Source organism: Kribbella sp. NPDC051718 (assembly GCF_040681515.1).
In the GTDB taxonomy this organism is placed as follows: Bacteria; Actinomycetota; Actinomycetes; order Propionibacteriales; family Kribbellaceae; genus Kribbella.
Genome location: NZ_JBFAYZ010000001.1, coordinates 1,292,371 through 1,319,038, shown reverse-complemented (window position 1 = coordinate 1,319,038; position 26,668 = coordinate 1,292,371). Strand labels below are relative to the sequence as shown.

26 protein-coding genes and 2 rRNA genes are annotated in these 26,668 nt (G+C 68.3%); 20 read left to right on the top strand and 8 right to left on the bottom strand.

Annotated elements, in window-relative coordinates; genetic code table 11:
* Both AB0M15_RS06490 and rrf read left to right on the top strand, forming a co-directional pair.
* Positions 1-82 (top strand): 23S ribosomal RNA (locus AB0M15_RS06490); the annotation flags it as partial.
* A gap of 129 nt (positions 83-211) precedes the next feature.
* Positions 212-329, top strand: a 5S ribosomal RNA gene (gene rrf / locus AB0M15_RS06485).
* A gap of 59 nt (positions 330-388) precedes the next feature.
* Here rrf and AB0M15_RS06480 read toward each other — a convergent pair.
* The 3 genes from AB0M15_RS06480 to AB0M15_RS06470 are packed head-to-tail and all read right to left on the bottom strand — an operon-like array spanning position 389 to position 2,277.
* Entirely contained in the window at positions 389-1,147 is a 759-nt protein-coding gene (locus AB0M15_RS06480) for an IclR family transcriptional regulator (protein ID WP_343974427.1), read from the bottom strand.
* Positions 1,148-1,171: 24 nt separating this feature from the next.
* The gene (locus AB0M15_RS06475; protein ID WP_363814525.1) at positions 1,172-1,363 is read right to left on the bottom strand and encodes a hypothetical protein; all 192 of its coding nucleotides are present in this window, start codon (positions 1,361-1,363) and stop codon (positions 1,172-1,174) included.
* Positions 1,360-2,277 carry a GNAT family N-acetyltransferase gene (locus AB0M15_RS06470; protein WP_363814523.1) on the bottom strand — a complete coding sequence of 306 codons (918 nt, stop codon included), beginning with the start codon at positions 2,275-2,277 and terminating at the stop codon, positions 1,360-1,362. Before AB0M15_RS06470 ends, AB0M15_RS06475 begins: the two co-directional genes overlap by 4 nt.
* 167 nt (positions 2,278-2,444) lie before the next feature.
* Between AB0M15_RS06470 and hutH the strand changes: the two genes are divergently transcribed.
* The 9 genes from hutH to hutI all read left to right on the top strand — a co-directional run bounded on the left by hutH (position 2,445) and on the right by hutI (position 12,857).
* Positions 2,445-3,974: a histidine ammonia-lyase gene (gene hutH / locus AB0M15_RS06465; protein WP_363814521.1), complete on the top strand. Its 1,530-nt coding sequence runs from the start codon at positions 2,445-2,447 to the stop codon at positions 3,972-3,974.
* Between the two features lie 29 nt (positions 3,975-4,003).
* Positions 4,004-5,659 (top strand): urocanate hydratase, encoded by a 1,656-nt coding sequence (gene hutU / locus AB0M15_RS06460; protein ID WP_363814519.1) that lies wholly within the window; start codon positions 4,004-4,006, stop codon positions 5,657-5,659.
* Between the two features lie 141 nt (positions 5,660-5,800).
* Positions 5,801-6,802 (top strand): ATP-binding cassette domain-containing protein, encoded by a 1,002-nt coding sequence (locus AB0M15_RS06455; RefSeq protein ID WP_363814517.1) that lies wholly within the window; start codon positions 5,801-5,803, stop codon positions 6,800-6,802.
* Positions 6,799-7,452, top strand: a complete 654-nt coding sequence (locus tag AB0M15_RS06450; RefSeq protein WP_363814515.1) for an ABC transporter permease — start codon at positions 6,799-6,801, stop codon at positions 7,450-7,452. Before AB0M15_RS06455 ends, AB0M15_RS06450 begins: the two co-directional genes overlap by 4 nt.
* 1 nt (position 7,453) lies before the next feature.
* On the top strand, positions 7,454-8,104 hold the full coding sequence (locus tag AB0M15_RS06445; RefSeq protein ID WP_363814513.1) for an ABC transporter permease: 651 nt from the start codon (positions 7,454-7,456) through the stop codon (positions 8,102-8,104).
* A gap of 73 nt (positions 8,105-8,177) precedes the next feature.
* Positions 8,178-9,107 (top strand): ABC transporter substrate-binding protein, encoded by a 930-nt coding sequence (locus tag AB0M15_RS06440; RefSeq protein ID WP_363814511.1) that lies wholly within the window; start codon positions 8,178-8,180, stop codon positions 9,105-9,107.
* An 80-nt stretch (positions 9,108-9,187) separates the two neighbouring features.
* Positions 9,188-10,390 carry an allantoate amidohydrolase gene (locus AB0M15_RS06435; protein WP_363814509.1) on the top strand — a complete coding sequence of 401 codons (1,203 nt, stop codon included), beginning with the start codon at positions 9,188-9,190 and terminating at the stop codon, positions 10,388-10,390.
* Positions 10,387-11,697: a formimidoylglutamate deiminase gene (locus tag AB0M15_RS06430; RefSeq protein ID WP_363814507.1), complete on the top strand. Its 1,311-nt coding sequence runs from the start codon at positions 10,387-10,389 to the stop codon at positions 11,695-11,697. Before AB0M15_RS06435 ends, AB0M15_RS06430 begins: the two co-directional genes overlap by 4 nt.
* Entirely contained in the window at positions 11,694-12,857 is a 1,164-nt protein-coding gene (gene hutI / locus AB0M15_RS06425) for an imidazolonepropionase (RefSeq protein WP_363814505.1), read from the top strand. The genes AB0M15_RS06430 and hutI overlap by 4 nt, the downstream gene beginning before the upstream one ends.
* Positions 12,858-12,879: 22 nt before the next feature.
* On the opposite strand, the gene AB0M15_RS06420 is transcribed toward hutI, so the two are convergent.
* Positions 12,880-13,788, bottom strand: a complete 909-nt coding sequence (locus tag AB0M15_RS06420) for a type IV toxin-antitoxin system AbiEi family antitoxin domain-containing protein (RefSeq protein WP_363814503.1) — start codon at positions 13,786-13,788, stop codon at positions 12,880-12,882.
* Between the two features lie 284 nt (positions 13,789-14,072).
* Between AB0M15_RS06420 and AB0M15_RS06415 the strand changes: the two genes are divergently transcribed.
* The gene (locus AB0M15_RS06415) at positions 14,073-14,534 is read left to right on the top strand and encodes a phosphoribosyltransferase family protein (RefSeq protein ID WP_363814591.1); all 462 of its coding nucleotides are present in this window, start codon (positions 14,073-14,075) and stop codon (positions 14,532-14,534) included.
* On the opposite strand, the gene AB0M15_RS06410 is transcribed toward AB0M15_RS06415, so the two are convergent.
* Complete coding sequence (locus AB0M15_RS06410) at positions 14,531-15,001, bottom strand: GNAT family N-acetyltransferase (protein ID WP_363814501.1); 471 nt, start codon at positions 14,999-15,001, stop codon at positions 14,531-14,533. The two genes, AB0M15_RS06415 and AB0M15_RS06410, sit on opposite strands and share 4 nt — an antisense overlap.
* A 245-nt stretch (positions 15,002-15,246) precedes the next feature.
* On the opposite strand from AB0M15_RS06410, the gene dnaK reads away from it, so the two are divergent.
* The 5 genes from dnaK to AB0M15_RS06385 all read left to right on the top strand — a co-directional run bounded on the left by dnaK (position 15,247) and on the right by AB0M15_RS06385 (position 20,319).
* The gene (gene dnaK / locus AB0M15_RS06405) at positions 15,247-17,133 is read left to right on the top strand and encodes a molecular chaperone DnaK (protein WP_363814499.1); all 1,887 of its coding nucleotides are present in this window, start codon (positions 15,247-15,249) and stop codon (positions 17,131-17,133) included.
* The gene (gene grpE / locus AB0M15_RS06400; RefSeq protein ID WP_363814497.1) at positions 17,130-17,846 is read left to right on the top strand and encodes a nucleotide exchange factor GrpE; all 717 of its coding nucleotides are present in this window, start codon (positions 17,130-17,132) and stop codon (positions 17,844-17,846) included. Before dnaK ends, grpE begins: the two co-directional genes overlap by 4 nt.
* Before the next feature lie 29 nt (positions 17,847-17,875).
* Entirely contained in the window at positions 17,876-19,054 is a 1,179-nt protein-coding gene (dnaJ, locus tag AB0M15_RS06395) for a molecular chaperone DnaJ (RefSeq protein WP_363814495.1), read from the top strand.
* Entirely contained in the window at positions 19,054-19,512 is a 459-nt protein-coding gene (locus AB0M15_RS06390) for a helix-turn-helix transcriptional regulator (RefSeq protein WP_363814493.1), read from the top strand. Before dnaJ ends, AB0M15_RS06390 begins: the two co-directional genes overlap by 1 nt.
* A 270-nt stretch (positions 19,513-19,782) precedes the next feature.
* Entirely contained in the window at positions 19,783-20,319 is a 537-nt protein-coding gene (locus AB0M15_RS06385) for a GNAT family N-acetyltransferase (protein ID WP_363814491.1), read from the top strand.
* Here AB0M15_RS06385 and AB0M15_RS06380 read toward each other — a convergent pair.
* From AB0M15_RS06380 to AB0M15_RS06370, 3 genes are read right to left on the bottom strand one after another with little or no spacing between them, the layout of a single operon-like run.
* Positions 20,265-20,456: a hypothetical protein gene (locus AB0M15_RS06380; protein ID WP_363814489.1), complete on the bottom strand. Its 192-nt coding sequence runs from the start codon at positions 20,454-20,456 to the stop codon at positions 20,265-20,267. The two genes, AB0M15_RS06385 and AB0M15_RS06380, sit on opposite strands and share 55 nt — an antisense overlap.
* Complete coding sequence (locus tag AB0M15_RS06375; protein WP_363814487.1) at positions 20,456-21,424, bottom strand: glycosyltransferase 87 family protein; 969 nt, start codon at positions 21,422-21,424, stop codon at positions 20,456-20,458. Before AB0M15_RS06375 ends, AB0M15_RS06380 begins: the two co-directional genes overlap by 1 nt.
* Entirely contained in the window at positions 21,421-22,611 is a 1,191-nt protein-coding gene (locus AB0M15_RS06370; protein ID WP_363814485.1) for a glycosyltransferase 87 family protein, read from the bottom strand. The genes AB0M15_RS06375 and AB0M15_RS06370 overlap by 4 nt, the downstream gene beginning before the upstream one ends.
* A 143-nt stretch (positions 22,612-22,754) precedes the next feature.
* Here AB0M15_RS06370 and AB0M15_RS06365 point away from each other — a divergent pair, with 143 nt between their 5' ends.
* Genes AB0M15_RS06365 through AB0M15_RS06355 form a run of 3 tightly spaced genes read left to right on the top strand, consistent with a single transcriptional unit; the run spans position 22,755 to position 26,661 of the window.
* On the top strand, positions 22,755-24,029 hold the full coding sequence (locus AB0M15_RS06365) for a sensor histidine kinase (protein ID WP_363814483.1): 1,275 nt from the start codon (positions 22,755-22,757) through the stop codon (positions 24,027-24,029).
* Positions 24,026-25,963 (top strand): ATP-binding protein, encoded by a 1,938-nt coding sequence (locus AB0M15_RS06360; RefSeq protein ID WP_363814481.1) that lies wholly within the window; start codon positions 24,026-24,028, stop codon positions 25,961-25,963. The genes AB0M15_RS06365 and AB0M15_RS06360 overlap by 4 nt, the downstream gene beginning before the upstream one ends.
* Positions 25,960-26,661, top strand: coding sequence for a response regulator transcription factor (locus tag AB0M15_RS06355; RefSeq protein ID WP_363814479.1), 702 nt, complete (start codon positions 25,960-25,962; stop codon positions 26,659-26,661). The genes AB0M15_RS06360 and AB0M15_RS06355 overlap by 4 nt, the downstream gene beginning before the upstream one ends.
* The last annotated feature ends 7 nt before the right edge of the window (positions 26,662-26,668 follow it).

Genomic DNA, 26,668 nt, shown 5'->3' with positions numbered 1-26,668 from the left:
GACCACTGGGTTGATAGGCCAGAAGTGGAAGCACCGTAAGGTGTGGAGCTGACTGGTACTAATAGGCCGAGGGCTTGTCTCAACACCACACCACGTGTGTGGCAACAGAAACTTGCTGCGAAGATAACGCGTCCGCTATACGGTTCCCGAAATACGGTCAACCCCCAGTCGTAGTGACTGTGTGTGTGGTTGGTTGATATTTCTATAGAGTTACGGTGACCATAGCGTCAGGGAAACACCCAGTCTCCATTCCGAACCTGGAAGTTAAGCCTGACAGCGCCGATGGTACTGCGACCGGTAGGTCGTGGGAGAGTAGGACGTCGCCGGACATTCACACTGTTAAGGGCCACCCCGCAAGGGGTGGCCCTTAATGCGTTCACAGACCTTTTCAGTGGCTGAGGCGGCGCGTCAGCGCGTCCGCTGCCTGCCGGGTCCGCCGGGCCAGCAGGAACCGTTCGCCGGCCGGGACCGCGTCCGTGCGGAAGCTGATGCTGATCGCCGCCACCGGATGCCCCGCATAGTCGACGGCCGCACTCGCGACCGACGCGACGCCTGGCGTGATGTGCGAGTCCTCCACGGCGTACCCCTGCCGCTTCTCGTCCGCGAGGATGCGGCGGAGCTGACTCAAGGTCTGCGGGCCGTGGTCGGTACGGCGGACGAAGCTCTCGGGAGTGGGGAACAGGGCGCGGACCTGGGCCGGCGGTAATGCGGCGAGGAGAGCGCGCCCGGAGGCGGTCAGGGTCGCTGGGAGGCGTACACCGATGTCAGTGACCAGGGTGACGGGCCGCGGGGGCTGTTCCTTGAGGAGGTAGACGAGCTCGCGTCCGTGCAGCACGCCCAGGTGAGCGGTTTGGCCGACCTCGGCGACGAGTTGAGCGAGCAACGGCCTGGCCAGCCGCTCGAGCGGGTCGTGGCGCAGGTACGCGGAGCCGATCTCGAAGGCGGCGACGCCGAGGCCGTAGCGCTTCTCCTCCGGCAGGTGCACCACGAAGCCCTCGCTGATCATTGCTTTCAGCAAGTGGTACGTCGAAGAGCGTGGCAGTCCGACCGCGGAGGCGATGCGCTCCATCGGTACCGGTCCGGGCTGGGTGGCCAGGAACGTCAGCACCCGCAGAGTGCGGGTCGAGGCGGGAACGTTGCCGCTCACAACAGTGAGAGTAGCCCGCCCGTCTCAGATTTCGGACGATTGACGGCCTTTGGTGCGTCCGCGCCGGATCCGGAACCGCAGCCCCTCGCCCAGCAGGGCCAGCCCGAACAGCCCGAGCGCCATCCCCCAGTCGAAGAAGTCGTCACCCGACAGCAGGAATCCGACCCCGATGGACAGCACCGCGAAGAAGGCCACGGACAGCAGAAATCGGGTCACCGCCCCTGCTCCATCGGCTCGAGCATCTTCTCGGCCGTCCAGGCGGCAGCGGCTACCCGGTAGCCGAGCCACTCGTTGACCGCGAGCATCGGCTTGTTGGCCGCGTCGTTGCCGGTGAACGCCTGCTCGAACCCCGCGTCGCGACTCCGCGTGAGCGCAGCCGACTTCACCACCTTCGCCAGTCCGCGACCCCGGTACGCCGGAACGGTACCGGTCAGGTTGGACCAGATCACCCGGCGCTCGGGATCGGCCGTCGTCGTCACGAACGAGACGACCTGGTCGCCGTCCAGCACCGCGGCACTCAGGTCCAGGCGCAGATCCGGGTGGTCCCAGTCGTGCTTCAGCCAGTCGTCGTACGCCGAGATGTGCGACAACCCGCTCGGATCGTCCCCGGCGACCGCCACATGCGCCTCCCACAGACTGCGCGGGTCGACCCCGGTGTAATCAACCAGCCGCAGCCCGTCCGGCACAGCATGTGCCTCCGGTACTGCGCTCAGCTCGGCCCGCGAATGACTCATCCGCCGCCCAACCTCGTACCCACGCCGCGCAGCGAACACCTTCGACTCGTCCTCGTCGGCGACAACGGTCAGCAACTTGTGCGCCCCCGCCTCCGCAGCCACCGCAGACACCTTCTCGGCGAGCGCACTCCCAATCCCGCGTCCACGCTCCAGCGGCGGCACCTGCACGGTAATCCGCACCCGTGGCGCCACCTCCGCGGCGGCCGGCCGGTAGCTGTTCCCGTACCCGACCACCGCATCACCGTCGACCGCGATCAGCACCACCCGCGTGGTCGTCTTCCGAAGCTCCGCCTCGATCCCCCGAGCCGTCTTCACCAGGTGCGGCATCGCCGCAGCCCAAACTCCAGCAATCCCCACCGCGTCACCGGGCGTAGCCACCCGCACCTCGAACCCCATCCCCCGACCCTAGTTCCACTCCGGGTCTTCTCGGCGGATCCGCCCTGAGCTGCAGATGTCTCGGGTCTGAGACATGTGGTGGGGTGGCGGTGCTATCGGTGCGGGGTACGGCGCGGTGCAATGGGCGGGTGACCACGCAAACAGCTCAGGGGCAAACATCCCAGGTAGTGACAGTCGGTGTCGGGCCGCTCAGTGCGGCGGACGTCGTCGCGGTGGCGCGTTACCGGGCGCCCGTACGGATCGACGGCCAGGCGCTCGAGGAGATCGCCAAATCGCGGGCGGCGATCGAGGCGCTCGCGCATGCGGACACCCCCCACTACGGCGTCTCCACCGGATTCGGCGCGCTCGCGACGCGGCACATCGCGCCCGAGCTGCGGGCCCAGCTGCAGCGCAGCCTGATCCGGTCGCACGCGGCCGGCTCCGGCCCCGAGGTCGAGACCGAGGTCATCCGTGCACTGGCGCTGCTCAGGCTGTCGACGCTCGCCACCGGTCGTACCGGCGTGAAGGTCGAGACCGCTCAGGCGTACGCCGGTCTGCTGAACGCTCAGCTGACCCCGGTCGTGCACGAGTACGGCAGCCTCGGCTGCTCCGGCGACCTCGCACCCCTCTCTCACGTCGCGCTGGCGGTCATGGGTGAAGGCAAGGTCCGCGACGCCGACGGCAACCTGCTCGACACCGCCGACGCGCTCAAGAAGCACGGCCTCAAGCCGGTCGTCCTCGCCGAGAAAGAAGGTCTCGCGCTGATCAACGGCACCGACGGCATGCTCGGCATGCTGGTGCTCGCGCTCGCCGACCTCGACCGGCTGCTCAAGACGGCAGACATCGCCGCCGCGATGAGCGTCGAGGGCCAGCTCGCCACCGATCGCGTGTTCGCCGCAGATCTGCAGGCACTACGCCCCTACCCCGGGCAGGCCGACTCGGCAGCCAACCTGCGCGCGGTACTCAGCGACAGCGGGATCGTCGCAAGCCACCGCGGCCCTGACTGCAACCGCGTCCAGGACGCCTACTCACTCCGCTGCTCGCCGCAGGTACACGGCGCCGCTCGCGCCACGGCCACCCACGCAGCATCAGTCGCCGGCTACGAGCTCTCCGCCGCGATCGACAACCCGGTCGTCCTGCCCGACGGCCGGGTCGAGTCCAACGGCAACTTCCACGGCGCGCCCGTCGGTTACGTGCTCGACTTCCTCGCGATCGCCGTCGCCGACGTGGCCAGCATCAGCGAACGGCGTACGGACCGGTTCCTCGATGTCGCGCGCAACCATGGTCTGAACGCGTTCCTGGCCGACGATCCGGGCGTCGACTCCGGGCACATGATCGCGCAGTACACGCAGGCCGCGATCGTGTCCGAGCTCAAGCGGCTCGCAGTACCGGCCAGCGTCGACTCGATCCCAAGCAGCGCGATGCAAGAGGACCACGTGTCGATGGGCTGGGCGGCCGCACGCAAGCTGCGCAAGAGCATCGACGGTCTGCAAAGAGTTCTGGCGGTCGAGATCCTGACCGCTGCACGTGCACTCGACATGCGTGCGCCGCTTGAGCCTTCACCCGCCACCGGCGCAGTGCTGAGCAAGCTGCGTGAGCACGTTGAAGGGCCTGGTACCGACCGGTACCTCGCCCCAGAGATCGAACACTCCGTCCAGCTTGTTGCTGACGGCACCTACTTGTCCGCTGTAGAGGCCGTAACCGGCCCGCTCTCCTGACTGTATCTACTAGAGAGGCTGGATCACACATGTCCGGACCCCGTCCCGTTCGCGCCGCCCGCGGCACCACCCTCACCGCCCAGGGCTGGCAGCAGGAAGCCGCCCTGCGGATGCTGCAGAACAACCTCGACCCGGAGGTCGCCGAGCACCCCGACGAGCTTGTCGTCTACGGAGGTACCGGCAAGGCTGCGCGTAACTGGAACTCCTTCGACGCGATGGTCAGAACGCTGACCACGTTGAAGAACGACGAGACCATGCTGGTGCAGTCGGGCAAGCCGGTTGGTGTCATGCAGACGCACGAGTGGGCGCCGCGGGTGCTGATCGCGAACTCCAACCTGGTCGGCGACTGGGCCAACTGGGAGGAGTTCCGCCGGCTCGAGGCGCTCGGCCTGACGATGTACGGCCAGATGACGGCCGGCTCGTGGATCTACATCGGCACCCAGGGCATCCTGCAGGGCACCTACGAGACGTTCGCCGCGGTCGCCGCCAAGAAGTTCGGCGGTACGCTCGCCGGCACCATCACGCTGACCGCCGGCCTCGGTGGCATGGGCGGTGCGCAGCCGCTGGCCGTCACGATGAACGACGGCGTGGCGATCTGCATCGACGTCGACGGCAGCCGGATCGACCGCCGGATCGAGCACCGCTACCTCGACGTACGGGCCAAGGACCTGAGTGACGCGCTGCGGCTGGCCGAAGAGGCCAAGAAGGCTCGCAAGCCGCTGTCGATCGGCCTGCTGGGCAACGCCGCGGTGATCGTGCCGGAGCTGCTCGAGCTGGGCGCCCCGATCGACATCGTCACCGACCAGACCTCGGCGCACGACCCGCTGATGTACCTGCCGGTGGGCGTGGACTTCGACGACTGGACGACCGCCCGCGAGAAGGACCCGGCCGGCTTCACCGAGCGCGCGCAGGCCTCGATGGCTCGGCACGTCGCCGCGATGGTCGGCTTCCAGGACGCCGGCGCCGAGGTGTTCGACTACGGCAACTCGATCCGGGACGAGGCGCGGAAGGCCGGGTACAACCGGGCTTTCGAGTTCCCTGGCTTCGTACCGGCGTACATCCGGCCGTTGTTCTGTGAGGGCAAGGGCCCGTTCCGGTGGGCGGCGCTGTCCGGGAACCCCAAGGACATTCACAAGACCGACCAGGCGATCCTCGAACTCTTCCCCGAGAACGAGCACCTGACCCGGTGGATCAAGATGGCGCAGGAGCGGGTGGCCTTCCAGGGCCTGCCGGCCCGGATCTGCTGGCTCGGCCAGGGTGAGCGGGACAAGGCCGGCGTACGGTTCAACGACATGGTCGCCTCGGGTGAGCTGGAGGCGCCGATCGTGATCGGCCGCGACCACCTCGACACCGGCAGCGTCGCCTCGCCGTACCGGGAGACCGAGGGCATGCTGGACGGCTCGGACGCGATCGCCGACTGGCCGCTGCTGAACGCGATGGTGAACGTTGCCAGCGGCGCCTCCTGGGTCTCCATCCACCACGGCGGCGGCGTCGGCATGGGCCGGTCGATCCACGCCGGCCAGGTATCGGTTGCCGACGGCACCGACCTGGCCCGGCAGAAGCTGGAACGGGTGCTGAGCAACGATCCGGCCATGGGTGTGATTCGGCATGTCGATGCCGGGTACGAACGAGCAGAAGAAGTAGCCGCTGAACGAGGCGTCAGGATCCCGATGCGGGAGAACTGATCGCTGCACAGTGCGACCGAGGCAATCCGTAGCGCTAAGGTGCACTTTCTTAAGGACCGAGATACCCGCTAATCGCGTGTTAGTGGGGTCCCGGTCCCCTAGGATCGTTCGGGCGATCTCCGACGAGCGCGAAGGGGCGCCATGATCGAGTTCGAAGACGTCACCAAGCAGTACCCCGACGGCACTGTGGCCGTGGACAAGCTGAGCATGCGGATCCCGAGCAACGAGATCACCGTGTTCGTCGGACCTTCGGGCTGCGGCAAGACCACCTCGTTGCGGATGATCAACCGGACGATCGAGCGCAGCAGCGGCACGATCTCGATCGACGGCGAGGACATCAACGCCGGCGATCCGGTCACCCTGCGACGCGGGATCGGCTATGTGATCCAGCATGCCGGGCTGTTCCCGCACAAGACCGTGGTCGACAACGTCGCCACGGTGCCGAAGCTGCTGGGCTGGGACAAGAAGAAGACCCGGGCCACCGCGATGGAGCTGCTCGAGCGGGTCGGCCTCGATCTCAAGCTGGCCGAGCGGTATCCGGCCCAGCTGTCCGGTGGCCAGCAGCAACGGGTCGGCGTCGCCCGCGCACTGGCGGCCGACCCCAAGATCATGCTGATGGACGAGCCGTTCAGCGCCGTCGACCCGATCGTGCGGCACCAGCTGCAGGAGGAACTGCTCCGCCTGCAACGCGACATCGGCAAGACGATCGTGTTCGTCACGCACGACATCGACGAGGCGATCAAGCTCGGTGACAACGTCGCGGTGCTCCAGGTCGGCGGCAAGCTGGCCCAGTTCGCCCCGCCGTCGGAGCTGCTGGCCAATCCCGCCGACGGCTTCGTCGAGAGCTTCGTCGGCCAGGATCGCGGTTACCGCGCCCTTACGTTCTTGCAGATCGACCAGCTGGAGTTCGGGCCCTTGCCGGCCGAGCTGGTGCTGGACGACGCGGGCCGCCCGACCGGCTGGAAGAACGGCGCCGCGGACCTTCTGCCGGTCGGCCCGGTCTTCACCAAGAGCGACTCGATGCGGGCCGCGCTGGACTCGTTGCTGACCTCGCCGACCCAGCAGGGCGTCTGCGTCGACGAGACCGGCAAGGCGATCGGCATCGTCGACCACAACATCCTCGCCGGAGCGCTGCGGTCATGACCTGGATCGGCGACAACCTCTCGCTGATCTGGGAGCAGCTCAGCGAGCACATCTACCTGGCGATCCTGCCGGTGATCCTCGGCCTGATCATCGCGATCCCGCTCGGCTACGTGGCGACCCGGTTCGCCTGGCTGGCCAACCCGCTGATCGCGCTCGGCGGCGTGCTCTACTCGCTGCCCTCGATCGCGTTGTTCATCGTGCTTCCGGTGCTGCTCGGAACCAAGGTGCTGGACCGGATCAACATCATCATCGCGCTGACCATCTACGCGGTCTCGCTGCTGATCCGGAACGTGATCGACGGCCTGCGCTCGGTCCCGCCGGACGTCCGGCAGGCGGCCATCGCGGTCGGCTACGGCCCGGCCCGGCGGCTGCTGACGATCGACCTGCCGATCGCCGTACCGGTGATCTTCGCCGGTCTGCGAGTCGTCACGGTCGCGAACATCTCGATGGTCAGCGTCGGCGCGGTGATCGGCATCGGCGGTCTCGGCGAGCTGTTCACGCTGGGCTTCCAGAAGGACTTCCTCACCCCGGTCGTGGTCGGCGTGGTGCTGTCCCTGCTACTCGCGCTGCTGGCCGACCTGCTGATCGTCACCCTGCAACGTGTGCTGACTCCCTGGGCCCGCGTTGTCACCTCGGTGCAGGAGGCCTGAGATGCTCGACTACCTCTTCGACTCGTTCAACTGGTCCGGTCCGGAAGGCATCACAGCCCGGATCATCCAGCACATCTGGTACACCTTCGCCGCTCTCGGCCTGTCCGCGCTGATCGCCCTGCCGATCGGCCTGCGGATCGGGCACACCCGGCGGGGCGCGTTCCTGGCGATCAACATCGGCAACGCGGCCCGGGCGCTGCCCAGCCTCGGGTTGCTGATGATCGCGGTGCTGCTGACCAACCAGATCGGCTTCCTGCCGGTACTGATCGCGCTGGTCGCGCTCGGCATCCCACCGATCCTGACCTCGACGTACGCCGGGCTGTCCGGTGTCGATCCGGCCACGATCGACGCGGCGCGCGGGATGGGAATGACCGGTCGGGAGATCCTGACCAAGGTGGAGATCCCGATCGCGCTGCCGCTGATCATCTCCGGTCTGCGCGCGGCCACCCTGCAGATCGTCTCCACCGCGACGATCGCCGCGCTGGTCTCGCTCGGCGGACTGGGCCGGTACGTCGTGGACGGACTGAAGCTGCGCGACTTCCCGCAGATGTTCAGCGGCGCGCTGCTGGTGGCACTGCTGGCGATCCTGCTCGACCTGCTGTTCGCGCTGGCCGGCCGGATCACCGTTTCCAAAGGACTGCGGGTCGACTGATGGCCGGAACCCATCCCTCGACACCGAACACCGGCGGCGTTCGCCGGTATCCATCGAAATCCTGGAGGCTCCCGTGTTGAGAAACACACTCATCCGTACTGCGATTGCCGGGGTCGCGGTCCTCGGTCTGGCTGCCTGTGGGGGTGGGGGCGATCCGCTGTCCGGTGGCGACGCGGGCAACACGTCCGCACCGAACGAGGTGAAGAGCATCACCGTCGGCTCGGCCGACTTCTCCGAGAGCCAGCTGCTGGCCGAGATCTACGGCCAGGCGCTCGCCGCGAAGGGGGTCGACGTCAAGTACCAGCAGAACATCGGCAATCGCGAGACGTACATGGCGGCGATCAAGGACGGCTCGGTGCACCTGCTGCCGGAGTACACCGGCGCGGCGCTGGACTACTTCAAGAAGGGCGCCACCGAGACCGAGGACGACGCGGCGTACAACGCGCTGAAGGCGGCCCTGCCGTCCGGGCTCGAGGTGCTGGACAAGTCGCCGGCGGCCGACGAGGACACCATCGTGGTGAACAAGGCGACCGCGGACAAGTACAGCCTGAAGTCGCTGTCCGACCTGAAGGCGCACTCCAAGGAGATGGTGGCCGGCGGTAGCTCGGAGTTCAAGGTCCGCGAGGCCGGGCTGAAGGGGCTGAAGGAGAAGTACGGCGTCGAGTTCAAGGAGTACAAGACGCTGGACGCCGGCGGCCCGCTGAGCACCAAGGCGCTGCAGACCAACCAGATCCAGCTGTCGAACTTCTTCACCACCCAGTCGGTGATCGCGGACAACGGCTGGGTCCAGCTGGAGGACCCGGAGAACATCCTGCCGCCGAACAACATCGTTCCGCTGATCCGGACCGACCACAACGCCGCCAACATCAGCGACGTGCTGAACAAGGTGTCGGCCAAGCTCACCACCGAGTCGCTGACCGAGCTGGTCAAGCGGATCGACGTCGGCAAGGAGGCCGCGAAGGCGGTCGCCACCGACTGGCTGAGCAAGAACCCGCTGTCCTGAGGTAACTGAAGGGGGTCGCCGGGACGACGGTTCGTTCGGGCGACCCCCTTGCCATGTCGTGATCGATGAGGAGTTGTGCGTTGACGTCGTTCGAGCAGTTGTGGGCGGACCTTGCCGCGATCGGCAAAGACCCCTCGACCGGGGGCTACCACCGCGGCGGCTGGACCCCGACCGAACGGGAGGCGACCGCCTGGTTCCTCGACCAGTGCGCCCAGCGCGGGCTGGCGGTCGAATCCGACGGCATCGGCAACCTGGTCGCCTGGTGGGAGCCCTCAGCACAGTCGGAGGGCACCCCAGGGGTGGTGACCGGTAGCCACCTGGACTCGGTCATCGACGGCGGTGCCTTCGACGGGCCGCTCGGGGTCGTCTCGGCATTGTCGGCGGTCGACCGCCTGCGTGCCGAGGGCTTCGTACCGTCCGTGCCGATCGGTGTCGGCGCGTTCGTCGAAGAGGAGGGCTCACGCTTCGGGATGCCCTGTCTCGGCTCCCGGATCGCCACCGGCGTACTCACGCCCGAGAAGGCGCTCGCCCTGCAGGATCGCACCGGAGTCAGCCTGTACGACGCGCTGTCGCGAGCCGAGGTCGACCCGAGTCGGGTGGGGCCGTCGTCGTTGCTGTCGCGGATGGGGACGTTCGTCGAACTGCATGTCGAGCAAGGGCGGGCGTTGACCGCGCCGGTCGGGGTCGCGAGCTCGATCTGGCCGCACGGGCGGTTCCGGTTCACCTTCACCGGTGAGGCCAACCACGCCGGTACGACCCTGATGGAGGACCGGCACGACCCGATGCTGACGTACGCGATGACAGCCCTGGCGGCGAACAAGCAGGCACGGCTGGCGGGTGCGCGGGCGACCTTCGGCAGGCTAGCTGTCGAGCCGAACGGGACTAACGCAGTACCGTCGCAGGTGACTGCCTGGCTTGATGCCCGGGCCGCTTCGGCGGAGGTGCTGGAGTCGTTGCTGGCAGCAATCACCAGGCAGGCGACCGAGCGAGCTGAGCGGGATGGGACCGTGGTTGAGATGGTGCCGGAGTCGGTCTCGCCGGTCGTGGACTTCCAGCCTGGGTTGCGGGATCGGCTGAGCGGCGTACTGGATGATGCGCCGGTGTTGCCGACCGGGGCCGGGCATGATGCGGGCGTGTTCTCCGATGCAGGGATCCCGACGGCGATGCTCTTCGTGCGGAATCCGACCGGCATCTCGCACTCGCCGGCCGAGCATGCCGAGATGGACGACTGTCTGGCCGGGGTCGAGGCGTTGGCGACGGTGTTGAAGGAGCTTGCGCGGTGACTGCTTACTGGTGCTCACAAGCCTTGCTGCCAACGGGTCTCGCGTCGTCGGTGCGGGTCGAGGTGGTGGACGGCCGGTTCGCTTCAGTTGTCGCTGATGCTGAGGCCGATGACGCTGTAAAGCTTGCAGGGTTGGTGATTCCGGGGTTGGCGAACTGTCACAGTCACGCCTTCCATCGGGCCCTGCGGGGGCGCACGCAGACCGAGCGCGGGACGTTCTGGACTTGGCGAGAGCAGATGTACTCGGTGGCGTCGGCGCTGACGCCGGACAGCTACTACCGGCTGGCGCGGGCGGTCTATGGCGAGATGGTGCTGGCCGGAATCACGTCGGTCGGGGAGTTCCACTATCTCCATCACGGGCCGGGCGGGCAGCGGTACGACGAACCGAACGCGATGGGCTCGGCTTTGATCGCGGCGGCGCAGGATGCCGGGCTGCGGATCGCGTTACTGGACACGTGTTATGTGGCCGGGGGCATCGATCAGCCGTTGAACGAGGTGCAGAAACGCTTCAGTGACGGGGATGCGGCGGGCTGGGCTGCTCGGGTTCGCGACCTTCGGGGAGCGGACGACGTGGTGATCGGGGCGGCGGCGCATTCGGTGCGTGGGGTGCCGGACGATCAGCTCACGGCCGTCGCCGATACGTTGCCCAGGGCCCCTTTGCATGTACACCTGTCTGAGCAGGTGGCGGAGAACGAGGCCTGCCTGGCGGCGTACGGGCGGACTCCTTCGCAGTTGCTGGACGAGTCCGGATTCCTCGGGCCGCGGACGAGCGCGGTGCACGCGACGCACCTGACTCCGGTGGATGTCGGGCTGCTCGGGAGTACCGGGACGCACTCGTGTTTCTGTCCGACGACCGAGCGGGACCTTGCCGACGGCATCGGTCCGTCGGTGGCGCTGCGGGCCGCGGGATCGCCGCTGACGTTGGGATCTGACAGCCACGCGGTGATCGATCTGTTCGAGGAGATGCGCGCCGTCGAGCTCGACGAGCGGTTGGCGTCGCAGGAGCGCGGGCACTGGTCGGCGGGCGAGCTGTTGACTGCGGCGACAGTGGCTGGGCATAGGTCGATCGGGTTCGGCGACGCCGGGGTGATCGAGGTCGGCGCCCGGGCGGATCTGGTCGTGCTGCGGCTGGACAGTGTGCGGACGGCGGGGACCGGTGGGTCGGTGGAGACCGCGGTCTTCGCCGCGTCGGCGGCAGATGTGACTGATGTGGTGGTCGGGGGCGTACAGGTTGTGGCCGAGGGCAATCATGTGAAGCTGGCGGTCGGTGCCGAGCTGGCCGCCTCGATCGAGGCGGTGACGCGATGAGCTCCCTCCTGCTGACCGGGATCGGTTCGCTGGTGACCAACGATCCGGCGCACGGCGGACCGCTCGGTGAGCTGCACGACGCGGCGCTGGTGATCGAGGGCGGCAAGATCGCCTGGGTCGGCTCGCGTCGCGCGGCACCTGCTGCGGATGCTTCGACCGACTGTGGCGACCGCGCGGTCATCCCTGGCTTCGTCGACTCGCATTCGCACCTGGTCTTCGCCGGGGATCGCGCCGAGGAGTTCGCGGCGCGGATGAGCGGGCAGCCGTACAGCGCGGGTGGCATCCGTACGACGGTCGCCGCGACCCGTGCCGCCGCCGACGAGCAGTTGACGGCGAACGTGGCTCGCCTGGTCGCCGAGATGCGCCGGCAGGGGACGACGTCGGTGGAGATCAAGTCGGGCTACGGGCTGACCGTCGGTGACGAGGCGCGCTCGCTGGCGATCGCCTCGGGCTTCACGGTCGAGACGACGTACCTGGGGGCGCATGTGGTGGCGCCGGAGTTCGCCGACGATCCGGCGGCGTATGTCGACCTGGTGACCGGGCCGATGCTGACGGCCGCGGCCAAGCACGCCAAATGGGTGGACGTCTTCGTCGAGCGAGGCGCCTTCGACGCCGACCAGGCCCGCGCCATCCTGCGAGCCGGCCAGGCGGCGGGGTTGTCGGCCCGCGTCCACGCCAACCAACTTGGCGAGGGCCCCGGCGTACAGATCGCCTGCGAGGTCGGTGCGGCCGCCGCCGACCACTGCACGTATCTGACCGATGCGGATGTGGACGCTCTAGCCTCAGCCGGTGTCGTAGCCGGCCTCCTCCCCGCGATCGAGTTCTCCACCCGCTCGCCGTACCCGGACGCCCGGCGGTTGCTGGACGCAGGCGTGACGGTGGCCCTGGCGACCGACTGCAACCCGGGCTCCGGCTACTCCTCCTCCATGCCCTTCTGCATCGCTCTGGCGGTCCGTGAGATGCGCATGACCCCCGCCGAGGCCCTCTGGTCAGCCACCGCAGGCGGAGCCGCCGCGCTCCGGCGTACCGACATCGGCCGCCTCACCGTAGGCGCCCGAGCCGACCTGGCCGTCCTGGACGCCCCCTCCTACCTCCACCTCGCCTACCGCCCCGGCGTACCGCTGGTTACCCAGACCTTCGTGGCGGGGCGGCCTGCGTAGGGGTCGGCGGACCGCCAGGCCATCAAACCCCGCTCGCCGTGCGCCGCGAGCGGCGTACCACCGTCAAGCCGGTGGCCGATTGATGGGGTGGCGGTCCGAGGGCCTGCAAGACGACGTCGACCACCCACTCCGAATCCAGCATCACGTCCTCCCAGGAGAAGCGGAGCAGGCGCCAGCCGCGGATCGTCAGGTTGGTGTGCCGTCGGCAATCCCGTCTGAGGGCGCGCCGAGTGCTGTGGTGAGCGAAGCTGTCGGCTTCCAGGGCGATCAGCCGGCCAGGGTCGGCGAGGTCGATCCTTGCCGAGAAGGTCTCGTCCTGGACCACCCACTGCGGGACGAAGCTGTCGATGCCTGCCTCCAGGAGCACTGCCCGGAGGACGGACTCCAGGGGAGATTCCGCCCTGCTGTCGGCGGCAGCGGCGACTCTCCTCGCGCCTGCACTGCCGGGGCCGGAGAGGGTGGCGGCTGCGGCAATCAGTTGGTCGCGCTGGATCGCGCCCTGGTGGAGCGCCGAGTCCGCCACACAGAGGCTGTCTGCGAACGCCAGGGTCCGGGCGCAGTCGAGGACCGTCCGCAACCTGGTCGTCCTGCCGTCGAGAGACGGGACGTCGTCCGCCCAATGCAGGGCACAGGCGAGTGTGCTCGCGCGTCGATGTTGCCCCCGGGGGACCGTCACCTGCGTCGTCGGCGGCGCCTCGAGCACGTCGAATCCGTGCAGGACAGCTGCGCTCAGATGCGACACGACGCCGCCCTGGGCGCGAGCGGCCGCGTCCGGGTCTTCGGCCGGCGGCAGCGCGTACACCCCCTTGGCTACGCGCTGGATCGATCCGGCCGCGAGGGCGTTGCGGATGGCACGGCCGGACGCCGATGCTCGCAACTCGGCGAAGGTCGCGGTGCCACCTGACAAGCGAATGAGCTGGACGACCGGCATCTGACGATGGTGGCCGATTCCGCCGTGAGGCGTCGGCCGTTGTCCACAGGCGGACCGCCACCCCACCAATGCTCGCCGAATCCGGCGCGCCACACCGTGCGGCCGCGGGACCGACCATCCTTTGATGGACTGGCGGTCCGCCTCCGGATAAATGCGGTGCGCGCGACGCGGCAAGCGACCACCCTGGAGACATGACCAAGCGAATGGCAGGCGAGGTGAGCGGGAGGCTGCGCGACGCCTTCCGGTGGCAGACCGACGGTGGGACCTGAAGCAACTACGCCGACCTGACCGGGTGGTGGCGTGATGCCGCGCTGCTCCAGGATCTCGGGCCGGCGCTGGGCAGCCTGTACGAGGCGACGCCGACCGTGGTCCTGGGGCCGGTGTCGCGAGGGTCGCTGGTTGGGGCGTTGACCGCGGCTGCGCTCGGGGTCGGGTTCGTCGAGGTGCGGAAGAACGGTGGGCCGGCCCATGACAGCGATCGGTGGGTACTGCGGACGACCGGGCCGGACTTTCGGGATCGGCACGTCGACTTCGGCTTCCGGCGCGAGCTGGTGCGGGCCGGCGACCGGGTGCTGATGGTGGACGACTGGGCCGACACCGGGGCGACTGCTCGGGTGGTACGGCAGTTGGTCGATGACTGCGGCGCGCAGTGGATCGGCGCCGCCGTCATCGTGGACGGGCTGATGGACCCCCGTTTGCGCCATGACCTGCCGATCAGAGCGCTGCTCGACGTACGGACGCTTTAGTCGGCCAGTTCCTTGGAGAGCATCGCGCTGGTGGTGCCGTTGGGGCGGCGGAGTTTGCCTACCTCTACGAAGCCGCGGGCGGCGTGGAAGGCCAGGGAGGCATCGTCGGGCGGGTCGGACTGGACCCGGGCGACCAGGCGGTCGTACGGCTTGGCGGCCCGCTCGACGGCGCGGTAGACCGCGGTGGCGACGCCCTGGCGGCGGTGCGCCTCGGCGACGACGATCCGGTCGAGGTGCAGGAAGCGGTCGGCGTAGGTGTTGACGAACCACTGGAAGTCGAGGGAGTCATGGGCGGAGCCGGGCACGAAGGTGAGGACGAAGGCGGCGATCTCGCCCTCGATCTCCACCACGGCGGCGTGGGCGGCGATCAGCCGGAGCCAGTCCAGCCGGTCGGGGCCCAGCGGGTCCGTCTGCTCGACGGCGGCGGCGTTCAGGGCGAGCACGGCCGGTTCGTCGGCTGACGTCATGGGGCGGAGTTTCACGAGCACACCTTCCCACGCGAAGACCCTTCCGCGGCAGGGGTCCGATCAGGGCCTTACCGGGCCCGAACCCTGAAATTCCGGGGCCGGGGTTGGGAATGGACCGGTGGTGGTGCAATGTTGAGCCAGGTGAACTCAAGTCTGCGGATCTGGACCTCCGGTCCGATTTGAATCCGGACAGGCCGGGAGGCAAACTTGAGTCTGTATCACTCAACTTCGTGGAGGTAACACACATGGCCCGCGCGGTCGGTATCGATCTCGGTACGACGAACTCCGTCATCGCCGTACTGGAAGGTGGCGAGCCCACCGTCATCCCCAACGCCGAGGGAGCGCGCACGACGCCCTCGGTCGTGGCCTTCGCCAAGAACGGCGAGGTCCTGGTCGGCGAGGTGGCCAAGCGCCAGGCCACCACGAACGTCGACCGCACCATCCGGTCCGTCAAGCGTCACATGGGCGAGGACTGGTCGGTCAGCATCGACGGCAAGAAGTTCACCCCGCAGCAGATCAGCGCTTTCGTGCTGCAGAAGCTGAAGCGGGACGCCGAGGCGTACCTCGGGGAGCAGGTCACGGACGCGGTCATCACCGTGCCGGCCTACTTCTCCGACGCGCAGCGCCAGGCGACCAAGGAAGCCGGCGAGATCGCCGGTCTGAACGTGCACCGGATCGTCAACGAGCCCACCGCGGCCGCGCTGGCGTACGGCCTGGACAAGGGCACCGAGCAGACCATCCTGGTCTTCGACCTCGGTGGCGGCACCTTCGACGTGTCGCTGCTGGAGATCGGCGACGGCGTCTTCGAGGTGAAGGCCACCAGTGGTGACAACCACCTCGGTGGTGACGACTGGGACCTGCGGATCGTCCAGTGGCTGGTGACCCAGTTCAAGAACAAGAACGGCACCGACCTGTCCGGCGACAAGATGGCCATGCAGCGTCTGCAGGAGGCCGCTGAGAAGGCCAAGATCGAGCTCTCCAGCGCCGCCGAGACGAGCATCCACCTTCCGTACCTGAGCCTGACCGACTCCGGCCCGCTGCACCTGGAGGAGAAGCTCTCCCGGGCCGAGTTCCAAAAACTCACCAACGACCTGCTCGAGCGCGCCCGCGCGCCGTTCAAGGCCGTCATCAAGGACGCCGGCGTGGACGTGTCGAAGGTCGACCACGTCATCCTCGTCGGTGGCTCCACCCGGATGCCCGCGGTGGCCGAGCTGGTCAAGGAACTGACCGGTGGCAAGGACCCGAACAAGGGCGTCAACCCGGACGAGGTCGTCGCCGTCGGCGCCAGCCTGCAGGCCGGTGTGCTGAAGGGTGAGGTCAAGGACGTCCTGCTGCTCGACGTGACCCCGCTGAGCCTGGGCATCGAGACCAAGGGTGGCGTCTTCACCAAGATCATCGAGCGGAACACGACGATCCCGACCAAGGGTTCGGAGATCTTCACCACCGCCGAGGACAACCAGCCGTCGGTGATGATCCAGGTCTACCAGGGCGAGCGCGAGATGGCCCGCGACAACAAGTCGCTCGGCAACTTCGAGCTGACCGGCCTGCCGCCGGCGCCGCGCAACGTGCCGCAGATCGAGGTCACCTTCGACATCGACGCGAACGGCATCGTGCACGTCAACGCCAAGGACCTGGCCACCGGCAAGGAGCAGCGGATGACGGTGACCGGTGGCTCCGCGCTGCCGAAGACCGACATCGACCAGATGGTCCGCGACGCCGAGCAGTACGCCGAGGAGGACCGGCTGCGCCGCGAGGCCGTCGAGTCCCGCAACCAGTCCGAGGGCCTGGTCTACCAGACCGAGAAGTTCCTGCAGGAGAACGAGGACAAGATCCCCGACGACGTCAAGACCGAGGTCAAGGACGGCGTCGCGGAGCTGAAGAAGGCACTCGAGGGCACCGACGACGCGGCCATCAAGGCGGCCTCGGAGAAGCTGTCCCAGTCCAGCCAGAAGATGGGTGCCGCGATGTACGCGAACGCCCAGGCCGCCGGCGGTTCTGACGAGAGCGCGTCCTCGGACGACAGCAACGCGAACAGCAACGACGACGACGGTGTCGTCGACGCCGAGATCGTCGACGAGGAGCGCCCCCAGGACAAGCCGAGTGATTCTTCTAGGCCAGAGGACGACAAGTGACCGATCGCGACCCAGGCAGCGAGTTCGGCGACGGTGACCCCGTCGTCCGGGACAAGCGCCGGATCGATCCCGAGACCGGGAACCTGCGGGAGCCCGCCGAGCAGTCGGCGGACCCCGCGGGTGGTCCGGGAGCGGCCGGTGGCGGCACCTCCGGAAGGCCGGGCATGCCCGGTACGCCGGGTGCCCAGCCGCCGCGTGATCCGTCCGACCTGATCGCCGGCCCGTCGGCCCAGGAAGCCCTGCTGACCGAGGCGCTTGCCGAGCGTACGGCCGACCTGCAGCGACTGCAGGCGGAGTACGTGAACTACAAGCGCCGGGTCGACCGGGACCGGGAGACGAACCGCGAACTGGTCATCGGATCGGTGCTGACCGAGCTGCTGCAGACGTTGGACGACATCGGCCGGGCCCGCGAGGCGGGTGAGCTCGAGGGCGCCTTCAAGGCGGTCGCCGAGTCGGTCGAGCGAGTGACCGAGAAGCTCGGCCTGACGAAGTACGGCGAGGTCGGGGATCCCTTCGACCCGCGGATCCACGAGGCCCTGCTGCACAACTATTCCGACGAGGTCGACGGTCCGACCGCGACGCTGGTGATGCAACCGGGGTACCGCCTCGGCGAGCGGATCCTGCGCGCGGCCCGGGTCGCGGTCTCCGAACCGACCGAGCAGCTCCCGGCCGAGCAGGCCGACGCTGACGAGGCCGACAAGCCAACGGAGTAAGGGATTCTCCCCGAGGAGGTGGGGCGTCGATGAGTACGAAAGACTGGTTGGAGAAGGACTTCTACAAGGTTCTCGGCGTCTCCAAGACGGCTGAGCAGGACGAGATCAAGAAGTCCTACCGCAAGCTGGCGCGCAAGTACCACCCGGACTCCAACGCCGGGGACGCGTCGGCCGAGGCCAAGTTCAAGGAGGTCTCCGAGGCGTACGACGTCGTCGGGGACACCAAGAAGCGCAAGGAGTACGACGAGGCACGCCGGCTGTTCGGCAGTGGTGGCTTCCGGATGCCGGGCAGTGGCGGGGCGCAGGGTGGACAGGGATTCGGCTTCGACGTCGGCGACCTGTTCAACCGGGGCGGCCAGGCCAGTGGCGGTGGCGGTGGTCTCGGGGACATCCTCGGCGGCATGTTCGGCGGTGGTGGCCGTACGACGACCACCACCTCGACGGCCCGCCCGAGGCGTGGCGCCGACATCGAGACCGAGGCGACGATCGAGTTCGCCGAGGCCGTCAACGGTGTCACCGTCGCACTCCGGATGACCAGCGACGAGCCCTGCAAGACGTGCCGCGGCACCGGGGCGAAGTACGGGACCGTGCCGAAGGTCTGCCTGAAGTGCGAAGGCACGGGCATGCAGACCTCGGTCCAGGGTGGCGTCTTCGCGATGACCGAGCCGTGCACCGAGTGCAAGGGTCGTGGCCTGGTCGTCGACCAGCCCTGCGAGACCTGCCACGGCTCCGGCCGCGGCCAGTCGAGCAAGACCATGCAGGTCCGCATCCCCGCGGGCGTGCAGGACGGTCAGCGGATCCGGCTCAAGGGCAAGGGCGCGGCAGGCGAGCGTGGTGGACCCGCAGGGGATCTCTACGTGAGCGTGCACGTCAAGGCGCACCGGATCTTCGGCCGGCAGGGTGAGCACCTGACCCTGGCGGTACCGGTGAGCTTCACCGAGGCCGCGCTGGGCGCCGAGATCAAGGTCCCGACCCTCGACGGCCTGCCCGTCACGGTCCGGATCCCGGCCGGTACGGCGAACGGCAGCAAGCTGCGCGTTCGCGGTAAGGGCTCGGTTCGCCGGGACGGGTCGAAGGGTGACCTGTTGCTGACCATCGAGGTGCAGGTGCCGCACGAGTTGACCGACGAGCAGCGCGAGAAGCTGCAGGAGTTCAACACCGCCTCGGCACAGCCGGATCTGCGCGCCGGGTTGTTCGGGAGTTCCTGATGGGCATCCCGTTCAACCAGGTGCCGACCTGGGACGACCGCACCCCGATCTACGTGATCTCGGTGGCGGCGCAGTTGGCCGGCATGCACCCGCAGACGCTGCGGCAGTACGACCGGCTCGGGCTCGTGACGCCGAGCCGGGCGAGTGGGCGCGGGCGGCGCTACTCGGCGTACGACGTGGCGAAACTGCGGTACGTGCAGCACCTGTCGCAGGAGGAGGGGGTGAACCTGGCGGGGATCCGGCACATCCTCGACCTCCAGTCGGAGGTGGAAGGCCTGCGCCACCGGGTGAACCAGCTGCTCGCCGAGGTCCAGCGCGGCGTCGGCGTCTCCCGCCAGCAGACCCAGCGCAGCCGGGTGTTCTCGGCGGGCCCGGCCGGCGACGTGATCGCCATGGGCCGCCAGCAGACGACCACCCGCTGGATCCGCACCCAGCCCCTGGAGCTGGGCCAGCGTTAGGGACTTGGGCACTGTACTTCCGGGAGCCTCAACCCCCGCGAGGCTCCCGGCTTCGGCCGGCGGCTTCTCCCCCAGAAGCTGCCGGTGCCCGGAGACACTGAATCCCCCCAGGTGTCTCCGGCCCCGGCCGGAGACGTCTCTCCCCCAGACGATCTCCGGCCGTGCCGGGCGTGCCGTCCCCCCAGACGGCCCCGGCCAGAGCCCCCGGACCCACCCCGGTCCGGGGGCTTCTGTCTTTTGACGTTCATGGTCACCGCATACGCTGGCGAGGTGACGCTCACCTTGCAGACCGACCGGTTGCTGATCCGGGACTGGGAAGAAGACGATGCCGACGCCGCGCTGGAGATCTACGGCTCGGCCGATGTGGCTCAGTGGTTGTCGCCGGCGATCGACAAGGTCACCGATGCCGCGACCATGCGAGTCATCCTGCAGGCCTGGATCGAGGCCCAGCCGAACTTCGTCGTCCCGGCCGGCCGCTGGGCGGTGACCCGGAAGGACGACGGCGAGGTGGTCGGCGGGCTGCTGATCCGGCTGCTCCCGCCGTACGAGGAGGACCTGGAGATCGGCTGGCAGTTGCGGCCGAGCGCCTGGGGCAACGGGTTCGCGAGCGAGGCGAGCCGGGCGCTGATGAAGTACGCGTTCGACGAGGGCTCGACCGACGAGCTGTTCGCGGTCGCCCGGCCGAACAACAAACGCGCCATCGCGACCGCCACCCGGCTCGGGATGGAGTGGGTCGGCGAGACCGACAAGTACTACGACCTCAACCTGCAGGTGTACCGGATCCGCGCCTCGGAGTTCAAAGCCTGAGGTAGCGCGACCACGACGAGGAAGGCCAGCCCGAGTACTGCGTAACTGGCGCCGAGGAACTGCTCGGGCCAGGACCAGCGGCGGCCTTCCGGGTCGAGCAACTGGTGCGGTCCGATGGCGAAGACAGTGGTTGCCATCAGCATCCGCCAGTGGCGATGGTGCACGAAGTAGAGGGCGGCGGGGACGATCCATACCCAGTGGTGGGACCAGCTGACGGGGGAGGAGAGCAGGCCCAGGTGGCGATCGCCAGTAGGGCGAGGACGTCGTCACCTGACGCGCGAGCCCGGCGAGCGACCACCGCGGCCAGTACGCCGGTTGCCGCCACCAAACCGAGCCACAGGAGCGAGCGGAGTGCACCGTCCGCCATCACCCGGCTCAGCATCGCCTGGTAGTTCTGGTTGTAGGCGTAGGTCGCCCCGCCGATCCGATCCGGGTCGAGCAGCACCCCGAACCAGTACTTCGCGGAGTCGGTCGGTGCGAGTGCGAACCCGAGCACCCCCACCCCGACGAAGGTCGCCATCGCGACGGCCGCCTCGCGGTACTGACGGCGTACCAGGAAATAGACCACGAACACGGCGGGCGTGAGCTTGATCGCCGCCGCGAGCCCGACCAGCGCGCCGCGCGGCCAGCGGGTCTGCGGCAGTAGGCAGTCCAGTGCCACCAGCGCCATCAGCATCAGGTTGATCTGGCCGAAGCCGATCGTCGACCGGATCGGTTCGAAGGCGAACGCCGCGACGGTAGCCGCAAGACCGAGCATGATGGCCGGCTTGTCCCACCCGCGGAGCCGGTAGGCGATCACCAGCGTGGTCGCGGTCAGGGCCGCCGCGCTGCCCACACACATGGCGAGGTCGGCCAGCGGCATCGGAAGCAGGTGGAGCGGGACGAAGAGCACCGCGGCGATCGGCGGGTAGGTGAAGGGGAGTGCGATCCAGGGGACGTGTTGCCCGAATTCTTCCGAGTAGAGGCTGATGTTGTGGAGGTAGGCATAGCCGCCGGTTTGGTAGACGTTCAGATCAACGTTGCCGGACCAGCTGAAGTACAGCAGCGGGGTGAGAAGAACTGCCAGTCCCAGGAGTAGCACCAGGCGGTGGTAGGTCGCTTTCATCCGATCACTTTCCGGTCGGGCGCAGTGAGCAGACCTGTTACCAGCAAGGCGATTGCGGAGAGCGCGTAGGAGTTGCCGACCAGCGCCTGGGGGAACGTGTGGTGGAACTCCTGGTCGTGTGCCCACGGCGCCAGCCACGGCAGTCCGATCAGGAAGACGACCGTCCACGCACCGGCGAACACCTTCATCGCCGTACTCCGAGCAGCCCACGACCACACCATCGCGACAGCCGGGAGGGCCCAGACCCAGTGGTTCGACCAGGAGATCGGCGAGACGAGCAGCCCGGTGAACCCGGTCGCCACCAAGGCGTCCAGCGGTCGGCCGGCGCCGTACAGGCGACGGGCGATCAGCAATCCGGCGGTACCGATGATCATTGCTCCGAGCAACCAAAATGGTGCGGTCATGGTGGAGCCGTGAGTGATCCGGGCGATCGCGCCGCGAATCGACTGGTTGCTGATGTAGTGCGCCGGACCCGGGCGACCCGGGTCGAAGATGTAGCGGGTCCAGAAGTCGACTGTCGGGCCGGGCATCACGAGGTAGCCGAGCAGCAGGGTGCCGGCGGTCGCCGCTGTGGCGACGGCTGCCTCGCGGAAGCGCTTGGTGACCAGCAGGAAGACGATGAAGATGCCCGGCGTCAGTTTGATGCCGGTGGCAACACCGACCAGCACGCCACGGAACCGGCGAGGGGTGTAGCCGAGCAGATCGACCAGCAGCAGGGCCAGCAGGACCAGGTTGATCTGCCCCATCCCGAAGGTCGACCGCACCGGCTCGAGCAGCAGGCCCAGCGCCGCGAAGCTCAGCCCCGCGACGAGTGCGCGGTCCCGGGACCAGCGCGGCCGGACCGTACGTACGGTGACCAAGGCGATCGTCAGGAGCGAGATGGCCGACAGCATGGTCATCAGCAGCCTGGCGAAGTGCTCGCCGATCGCCAGCGGGGCCATGATCATCGCCGCGAACGGTGGATAGGTGAAGCCGAGGCCCATCCCCGGGTACTTGTGGTGGATCGTGTAGATGTCCTCGCCGTCGACGAAGCCCTTGGCTGCCGCGTAGTACACGCGCAGGTCGGACATCGACGACGACGGCGGCCAGAGCGCCACACAGAGGGCGACGATCGCGACCGCCCGCAGGGCGAAGTAGGGCAGCAGATTCCGGGTCTTCACCGGCTCGAGAACGGGACTTGTGGTCATGTTTTCGAGCCTCGTCGCCGGACCCCACCCGCCACATCGCCGTCAAGAGCCTTCCTTGCTCACTGCAACGGATGACCGATCGCAACAGACCATCACTCCAAAGAGTGACGGCGCAGCCCCCTGTCAAGTCGCAGAATGAACAGGTGAGTGGACCCTCTCTGCCCTCGATCCGGCGATTCCTGACCGACCCGGCCAACCGGCTCTGGCTGGACGGGCTGCTGGCCGGCGCCCTGGTCGCGGCGATGGTCTACGACATCACCGCGAACAGGAGCCAGGAAACGCAGTGGGCCTGGGCCGGAGCCCGGCACGAGCTCTTGCTGGTCGCCTGCGCTGCCCCCGCCTCGCTGACCTTGCGTCGAGTCGCTCCCGAGATCCCCAGCGTGATCCTCGGGCTCACCGGCCTGCTCACCTATCCGGTGACCCAGGCCCATTGGGTGCTGACCCCTGCCCTCGCCGTCGCGCTCTACTCGCTCGGTGTCTGGCGCCCGTGGCCACAGTCACTGTCGGTGGCGGCGAGCGGTCTCGTCGCGCTTCCGGTGCTGAGCCGGCTGGTCGCGGGCAAACCGATCGCCCGGCTGGTCACCGACGTCGGCGACCTCGATGGAGACAAGGAGTGGATGCTCCGGACCTGGCCGTCCTGGCCGGTCTGGTTGTCGGCGTTGATGCTCGCCGCCTGGGCTGTCGGTCTGCTGGTGCGGATGGGTCGGGAGAACCGGCTGGCCGCGGTTCGGGAGTCCGAGCTGGTCAAGCAGAACCAGGAACGCGAACAGGTCCAGGTACTCCTGGAAGGCCGGTCGCAGATCGCGCGTGATCTGCATGACGTGGTCGCCCATCACGTGAACCTGATCGTGATCCAGGCCGAGACCGGGCCCGACCTGGTCCAGCGCGAACAAGGTGATGTGCTGCAAGGGTTCCAGCGCATCGGCGACGCCGGCCGCAAGGCGTTGGGTGAGCTGGACCGGATGCTTTCGGCGCTGCGCGACGCGCACGGCGTACCGGATCCAGCGCTGACCCCTCAGCCGGGGCTGAAGGACCTGCGGGCGTTGACCGACGGCCTGTCCGAGCAGGGTCTGCCGGTCAGCTTGGAGTTGCGCGGCGAGCCCGATGGAATCCCGGACGGCGTGCAGCTCACGGCGTACCGGCTGGTGCAGGAGGCCCTGACCAATGTGGTCAAGCACGCACGAGCGAGCGCAGTACGGGTGCTGGTCGAGGTGAGCGCCGCCGGGCTCGCCGTGTGGATCACCGATGACGGGCAGGGCTTCGACCCGACCAGCCCGGCCGACGGCCGGCACGGTCTGACCGGTATGCGCGAACGGGTCCGCGTCCACGACGGCACCCTCACGATCAGCTCCGACCCAGATACCGGTACGACGATCAGCGCCCTGCTCCCGTACTCCGAAGAACAGGCCAACGCATGATCCCCCGACTCAAAGCCTTCCTGGCAAGCAAGAACTCCGACATCGCACTGGCGGTCATCGGGCTGGCGATCACTCAGGTGCAGCTGATCAAGGTGCATGGGGGCTGGACGCACGCGTCGCTGGCGGTTCAGTTGTTCATGGCGGTTGCGCCTGCGTTGATCGCTGTCCGGCGGGTGGATCCGGTGCTGGCGTCGGCGGGGCTGTTGCTGGGGACTTTCTGCTCGGTGGTGGTGGGCGGGGTCGACTTCGTGCTGCTGGGCGGGACGGCGCTCGCGCTGTGGTCGTTGGCTTCGCGGTGCCGGGTCGTCACGGCGTTGGTGGCCGGTGCGGTGATCACCGGGCTGCCGATCGCGGTCAAGGTCAGCTGGGGATTCGTGGCAGACAGGCTCTTTCCGGCCATCTACGACGGGGCTGTCGAGTACCCGAGTCTGTCGGATTCCGCATCGGATTTCTCTCCGAGCTACAGCCGGATCCTGTCGATGGAGTGGCCGATCTGGCTGTCGATCGCGCTCTTCGCGGTGTGCGTGCTGGGCGTGGTCGATCGGCTCGTCCGTCGGCGCGCGGTGGTCGAGCGTGGTGCGCGGGGACGCCTGGAGGATCTTCGTACTTTCGTACCGGCGACGGTCGCGCTCGATGCGGTGCTGGCGATGGCGGCCACCTCGCTGATCCTGCTGGACCTCGGCCTGGATCTCGGCAAAGGGCTTTGGTGGAGCGCTCCCGGCTGGATGACCTACGGCATCGCGTTCTCGGCTCTGACGCTGGTACTTCGGCGTAAGTGGCCGGTCGTGCCCGTGGTGGTGCTCGCGATCGGGGCGTTGCTCGCGTACTGGCAGACGTCGTTCAGCTGGAGTGTGGTCGGGGCGTTGGCGGTCGCTCTGTACTCGCTGGCCTCCACTCAGCGGATCCGGCTGTCGTTGCCGGTAGCAACGGCTGTACTGGGGGCCTTGCCGGTCGTCGCCGAGCTGATCCGGTACTCGCAGATGAAGCTCATCTTCCCCAAGCTGAAGGGGTATCTGGACTGGGACGGCTTCACCGGGCGGGAGCGGAACTTCCCGTACGAGATCATGGTCGATCACCAGTGGCCGGCCTTGCTGTCGGCGGCGTTGGCGCTGGCGGTCGCTGCCGGCGTACTGGCCCGGCTCTATCGCCGGAACCGGGCTGCCGCGGCGCGTGAGGCCGAGTTGGAGCGGCGGAGTGAGGAGCAGGATGCGGCGCAGGTCGTGCTCACCGAGCGGTCGAACATCGCGCGGGATCTGCACGACGTGGTGGCACACGCGGTCAATCTGATGGTGATCCAGGCGGAGACCGGGCCGGATCTGTTGCGGCGTGGGGATCGGGACGTGCTGGAGGGGTTCCAGCGGATCGGCGACACCGGGCGGCGGGCGCTCGGCGAGTTGGACCGGTTGTTGTCGGCGTTGCGGGATGCTGACGGGGTGCCGGATCCACAGTTGGCGCCGCAGCCTGGGCTGGCCGAGCTCAGGCAGTTGGTGCGGGATGTGTCGCACGACCGGCTCGCGGTCGAGTTGGAGTTGGACGGTGATCCCGATGTACCACCGGTGGGGCACCAGCTCACGGCGTACCGGCTGGTGCAGGAGGCGTTGACCAACGTGGCCAAACATGCCGAGGCGACGGGAGCGAAGGTGGCGGTGAAGATCAGCACCGAGGGCATCGCTGTCACGGTGACGGATGACGGGAACGGCTTCGACCTCGCGGCGGCCCGCAAGGGCAGTCGTCACGGGCTCGCCGGAATGCGCGAGCGGGTGCGCATCCACCACGGGAGCCTCGACATCCGCACGGCGCCAGGCGCCGGCACTGCCGTAGAGGCCTGGCTGCCAGTCGCCGGCGCCACGGCGCCGCCTGCTCCGCCGGCAGAGGACACCAGCGCGCCGAGCGCGGAGGGTGCTGGAGCGGCTAGTGCGGAGGCGGCTCGGTGAGTGACGGGTCTGTGGCGATCGTTGGGGACGTGCGGCCGCCGATCAAGGTGATGGTGGTGGACGACCAGGATCTGGTGCGGGACGGGATCGCGATGATTCTGGACGGGCAGCCGGATATCGAGGTCGTCGCGCAGGCCGTCGACGGAGCGGATGCGATCCGGAAGGCGGCCGCGGTGCTCGACCTCGGGGTCGTGCTGATGGACGTCCGGATGCCTGTGATGGACGGGATCGAGGCGACCCGCCGCCTCGCCGCAACGGTGAACGCGCCCCGAGTTCTGATCCTGACCACCTTCGACCTCGACGAGTACGTGTACGACGCCCTGCGGGCCGGTGCCAGCGGCTTCCTGCTCAAGCGCTCGTCCCGCGACGAACTGATCAACGCGGTCCGCGTGATCGCGGCCGGCGACGCACTCCTGGCGCCACCGGTGACCCGCCGCCTGATCGACCGCTTCGCCGACAACAGCCTCGACCCGTCGGTCGCGGCGCAGCTCGACGTACTGACTGCCCGCGAACGCGAGGTGCTCATCTTGGTTGCCAAGGGCAACTCCAATGCGGAGATCGCGGCCGGGCTGCACCTGACCGAACATACGGTCAAGACCCACGTCAGCCGGATGCTCGCGAAGACCGGCCTGCGCGACCGGGTCCAGGCCGTCATCCTCGCCTACGACGCGGGCCTGGTGACCGCCGGCCAACGGTGAATGTCAG

Bases quoted from the DNA above. Each gene is read 5' to 3' on its own strand.
- hutU (WP_363814519.1), top strand. From the start codon at position 4,004: ATGTCCGGACCCCGTCCCGTTCGCGCCGCCCGCGGCACCACCCTCACC.
- AB0M15_RS06470 (WP_363814523.1), bottom strand. From the start codon at position 2,277: ATGGGGTTCGAGGTGCGGGTGGCTACGCCCGGTGACGCGGTGGGGATT.
- hutI (WP_363814505.1), top strand. From the start codon at position 11,694: ATGAGCTCCCTCCTGCTGACCGGGATCGGTTCGCTGGTGACCAACGAT.
- AB0M15_RS06420 (WP_363814503.1), bottom strand. From the start codon at position 13,788: ATGCCGGTCGTCCAGCTCATTCGCTTGTCAGGTGGCACCGCGACCTTC.
- AB0M15_RS06390 (WP_363814493.1), top strand. From the start codon at position 19,054: ATGGGCATCCCGTTCAACCAGGTGCCGACCTGGGACGACCGCACCCCG.
- AB0M15_RS06445 (WP_363814513.1), top strand. From the start codon at position 7,454: ATGCTCGACTACCTCTTCGACTCGTTCAACTGGTCCGGTCCGGAAGGC.
- AB0M15_RS06360 (WP_363814481.1), top strand. From the start codon at position 24,026: ATGATCCCCCGACTCAAAGCCTTCCTGGCAAGCAAGAACTCCGACATC.
- AB0M15_RS06380 (WP_363814489.1), bottom strand. From the start codon at position 20,456: ATGGCAACCACTGTCTTCGCCATCGGACCGCACCAGTTGCTCGACCCG.
- AB0M15_RS06370 (WP_363814485.1), bottom strand. From the start codon at position 22,611: ATGACCACAAGTCCCGTTCTCGAGCCGGTGAAGACCCGGAATCTGCTG.
- AB0M15_RS06450 (WP_363814515.1), top strand. From the start codon at position 6,799: ATGACCTGGATCGGCGACAACCTCTCGCTGATCTGGGAGCAGCTCAGC.
- AB0M15_RS06455 (WP_363814517.1), top strand. From the start codon at position 5,801: ATGATCGAGTTCGAAGACGTCACCAAGCAGTACCCCGACGGCACTGTG.
- AB0M15_RS06410 (WP_363814501.1), bottom strand. From the start codon at position 15,001: ATGACGTCAGCCGACGAACCGGCCGTGCTCGCCCTGAACGCCGCCGCC.
- dnaJ (WP_363814495.1), top strand. From the start codon at position 17,876: ATGAGTACGAAAGACTGGTTGGAGAAGGACTTCTACAAGGTTCTCGGC.
- dnaK (WP_363814499.1), top strand. From the start codon at position 15,247: ATGGCCCGCGCGGTCGGTATCGATCTCGGTACGACGAACTCCGTCATC.
- AB0M15_RS06375 (WP_363814487.1), bottom strand. From the start codon at position 21,424: ATGAAAGCGACCTACCACCGCCTGGTGCTACTCCTGGGACTGGCAGTT.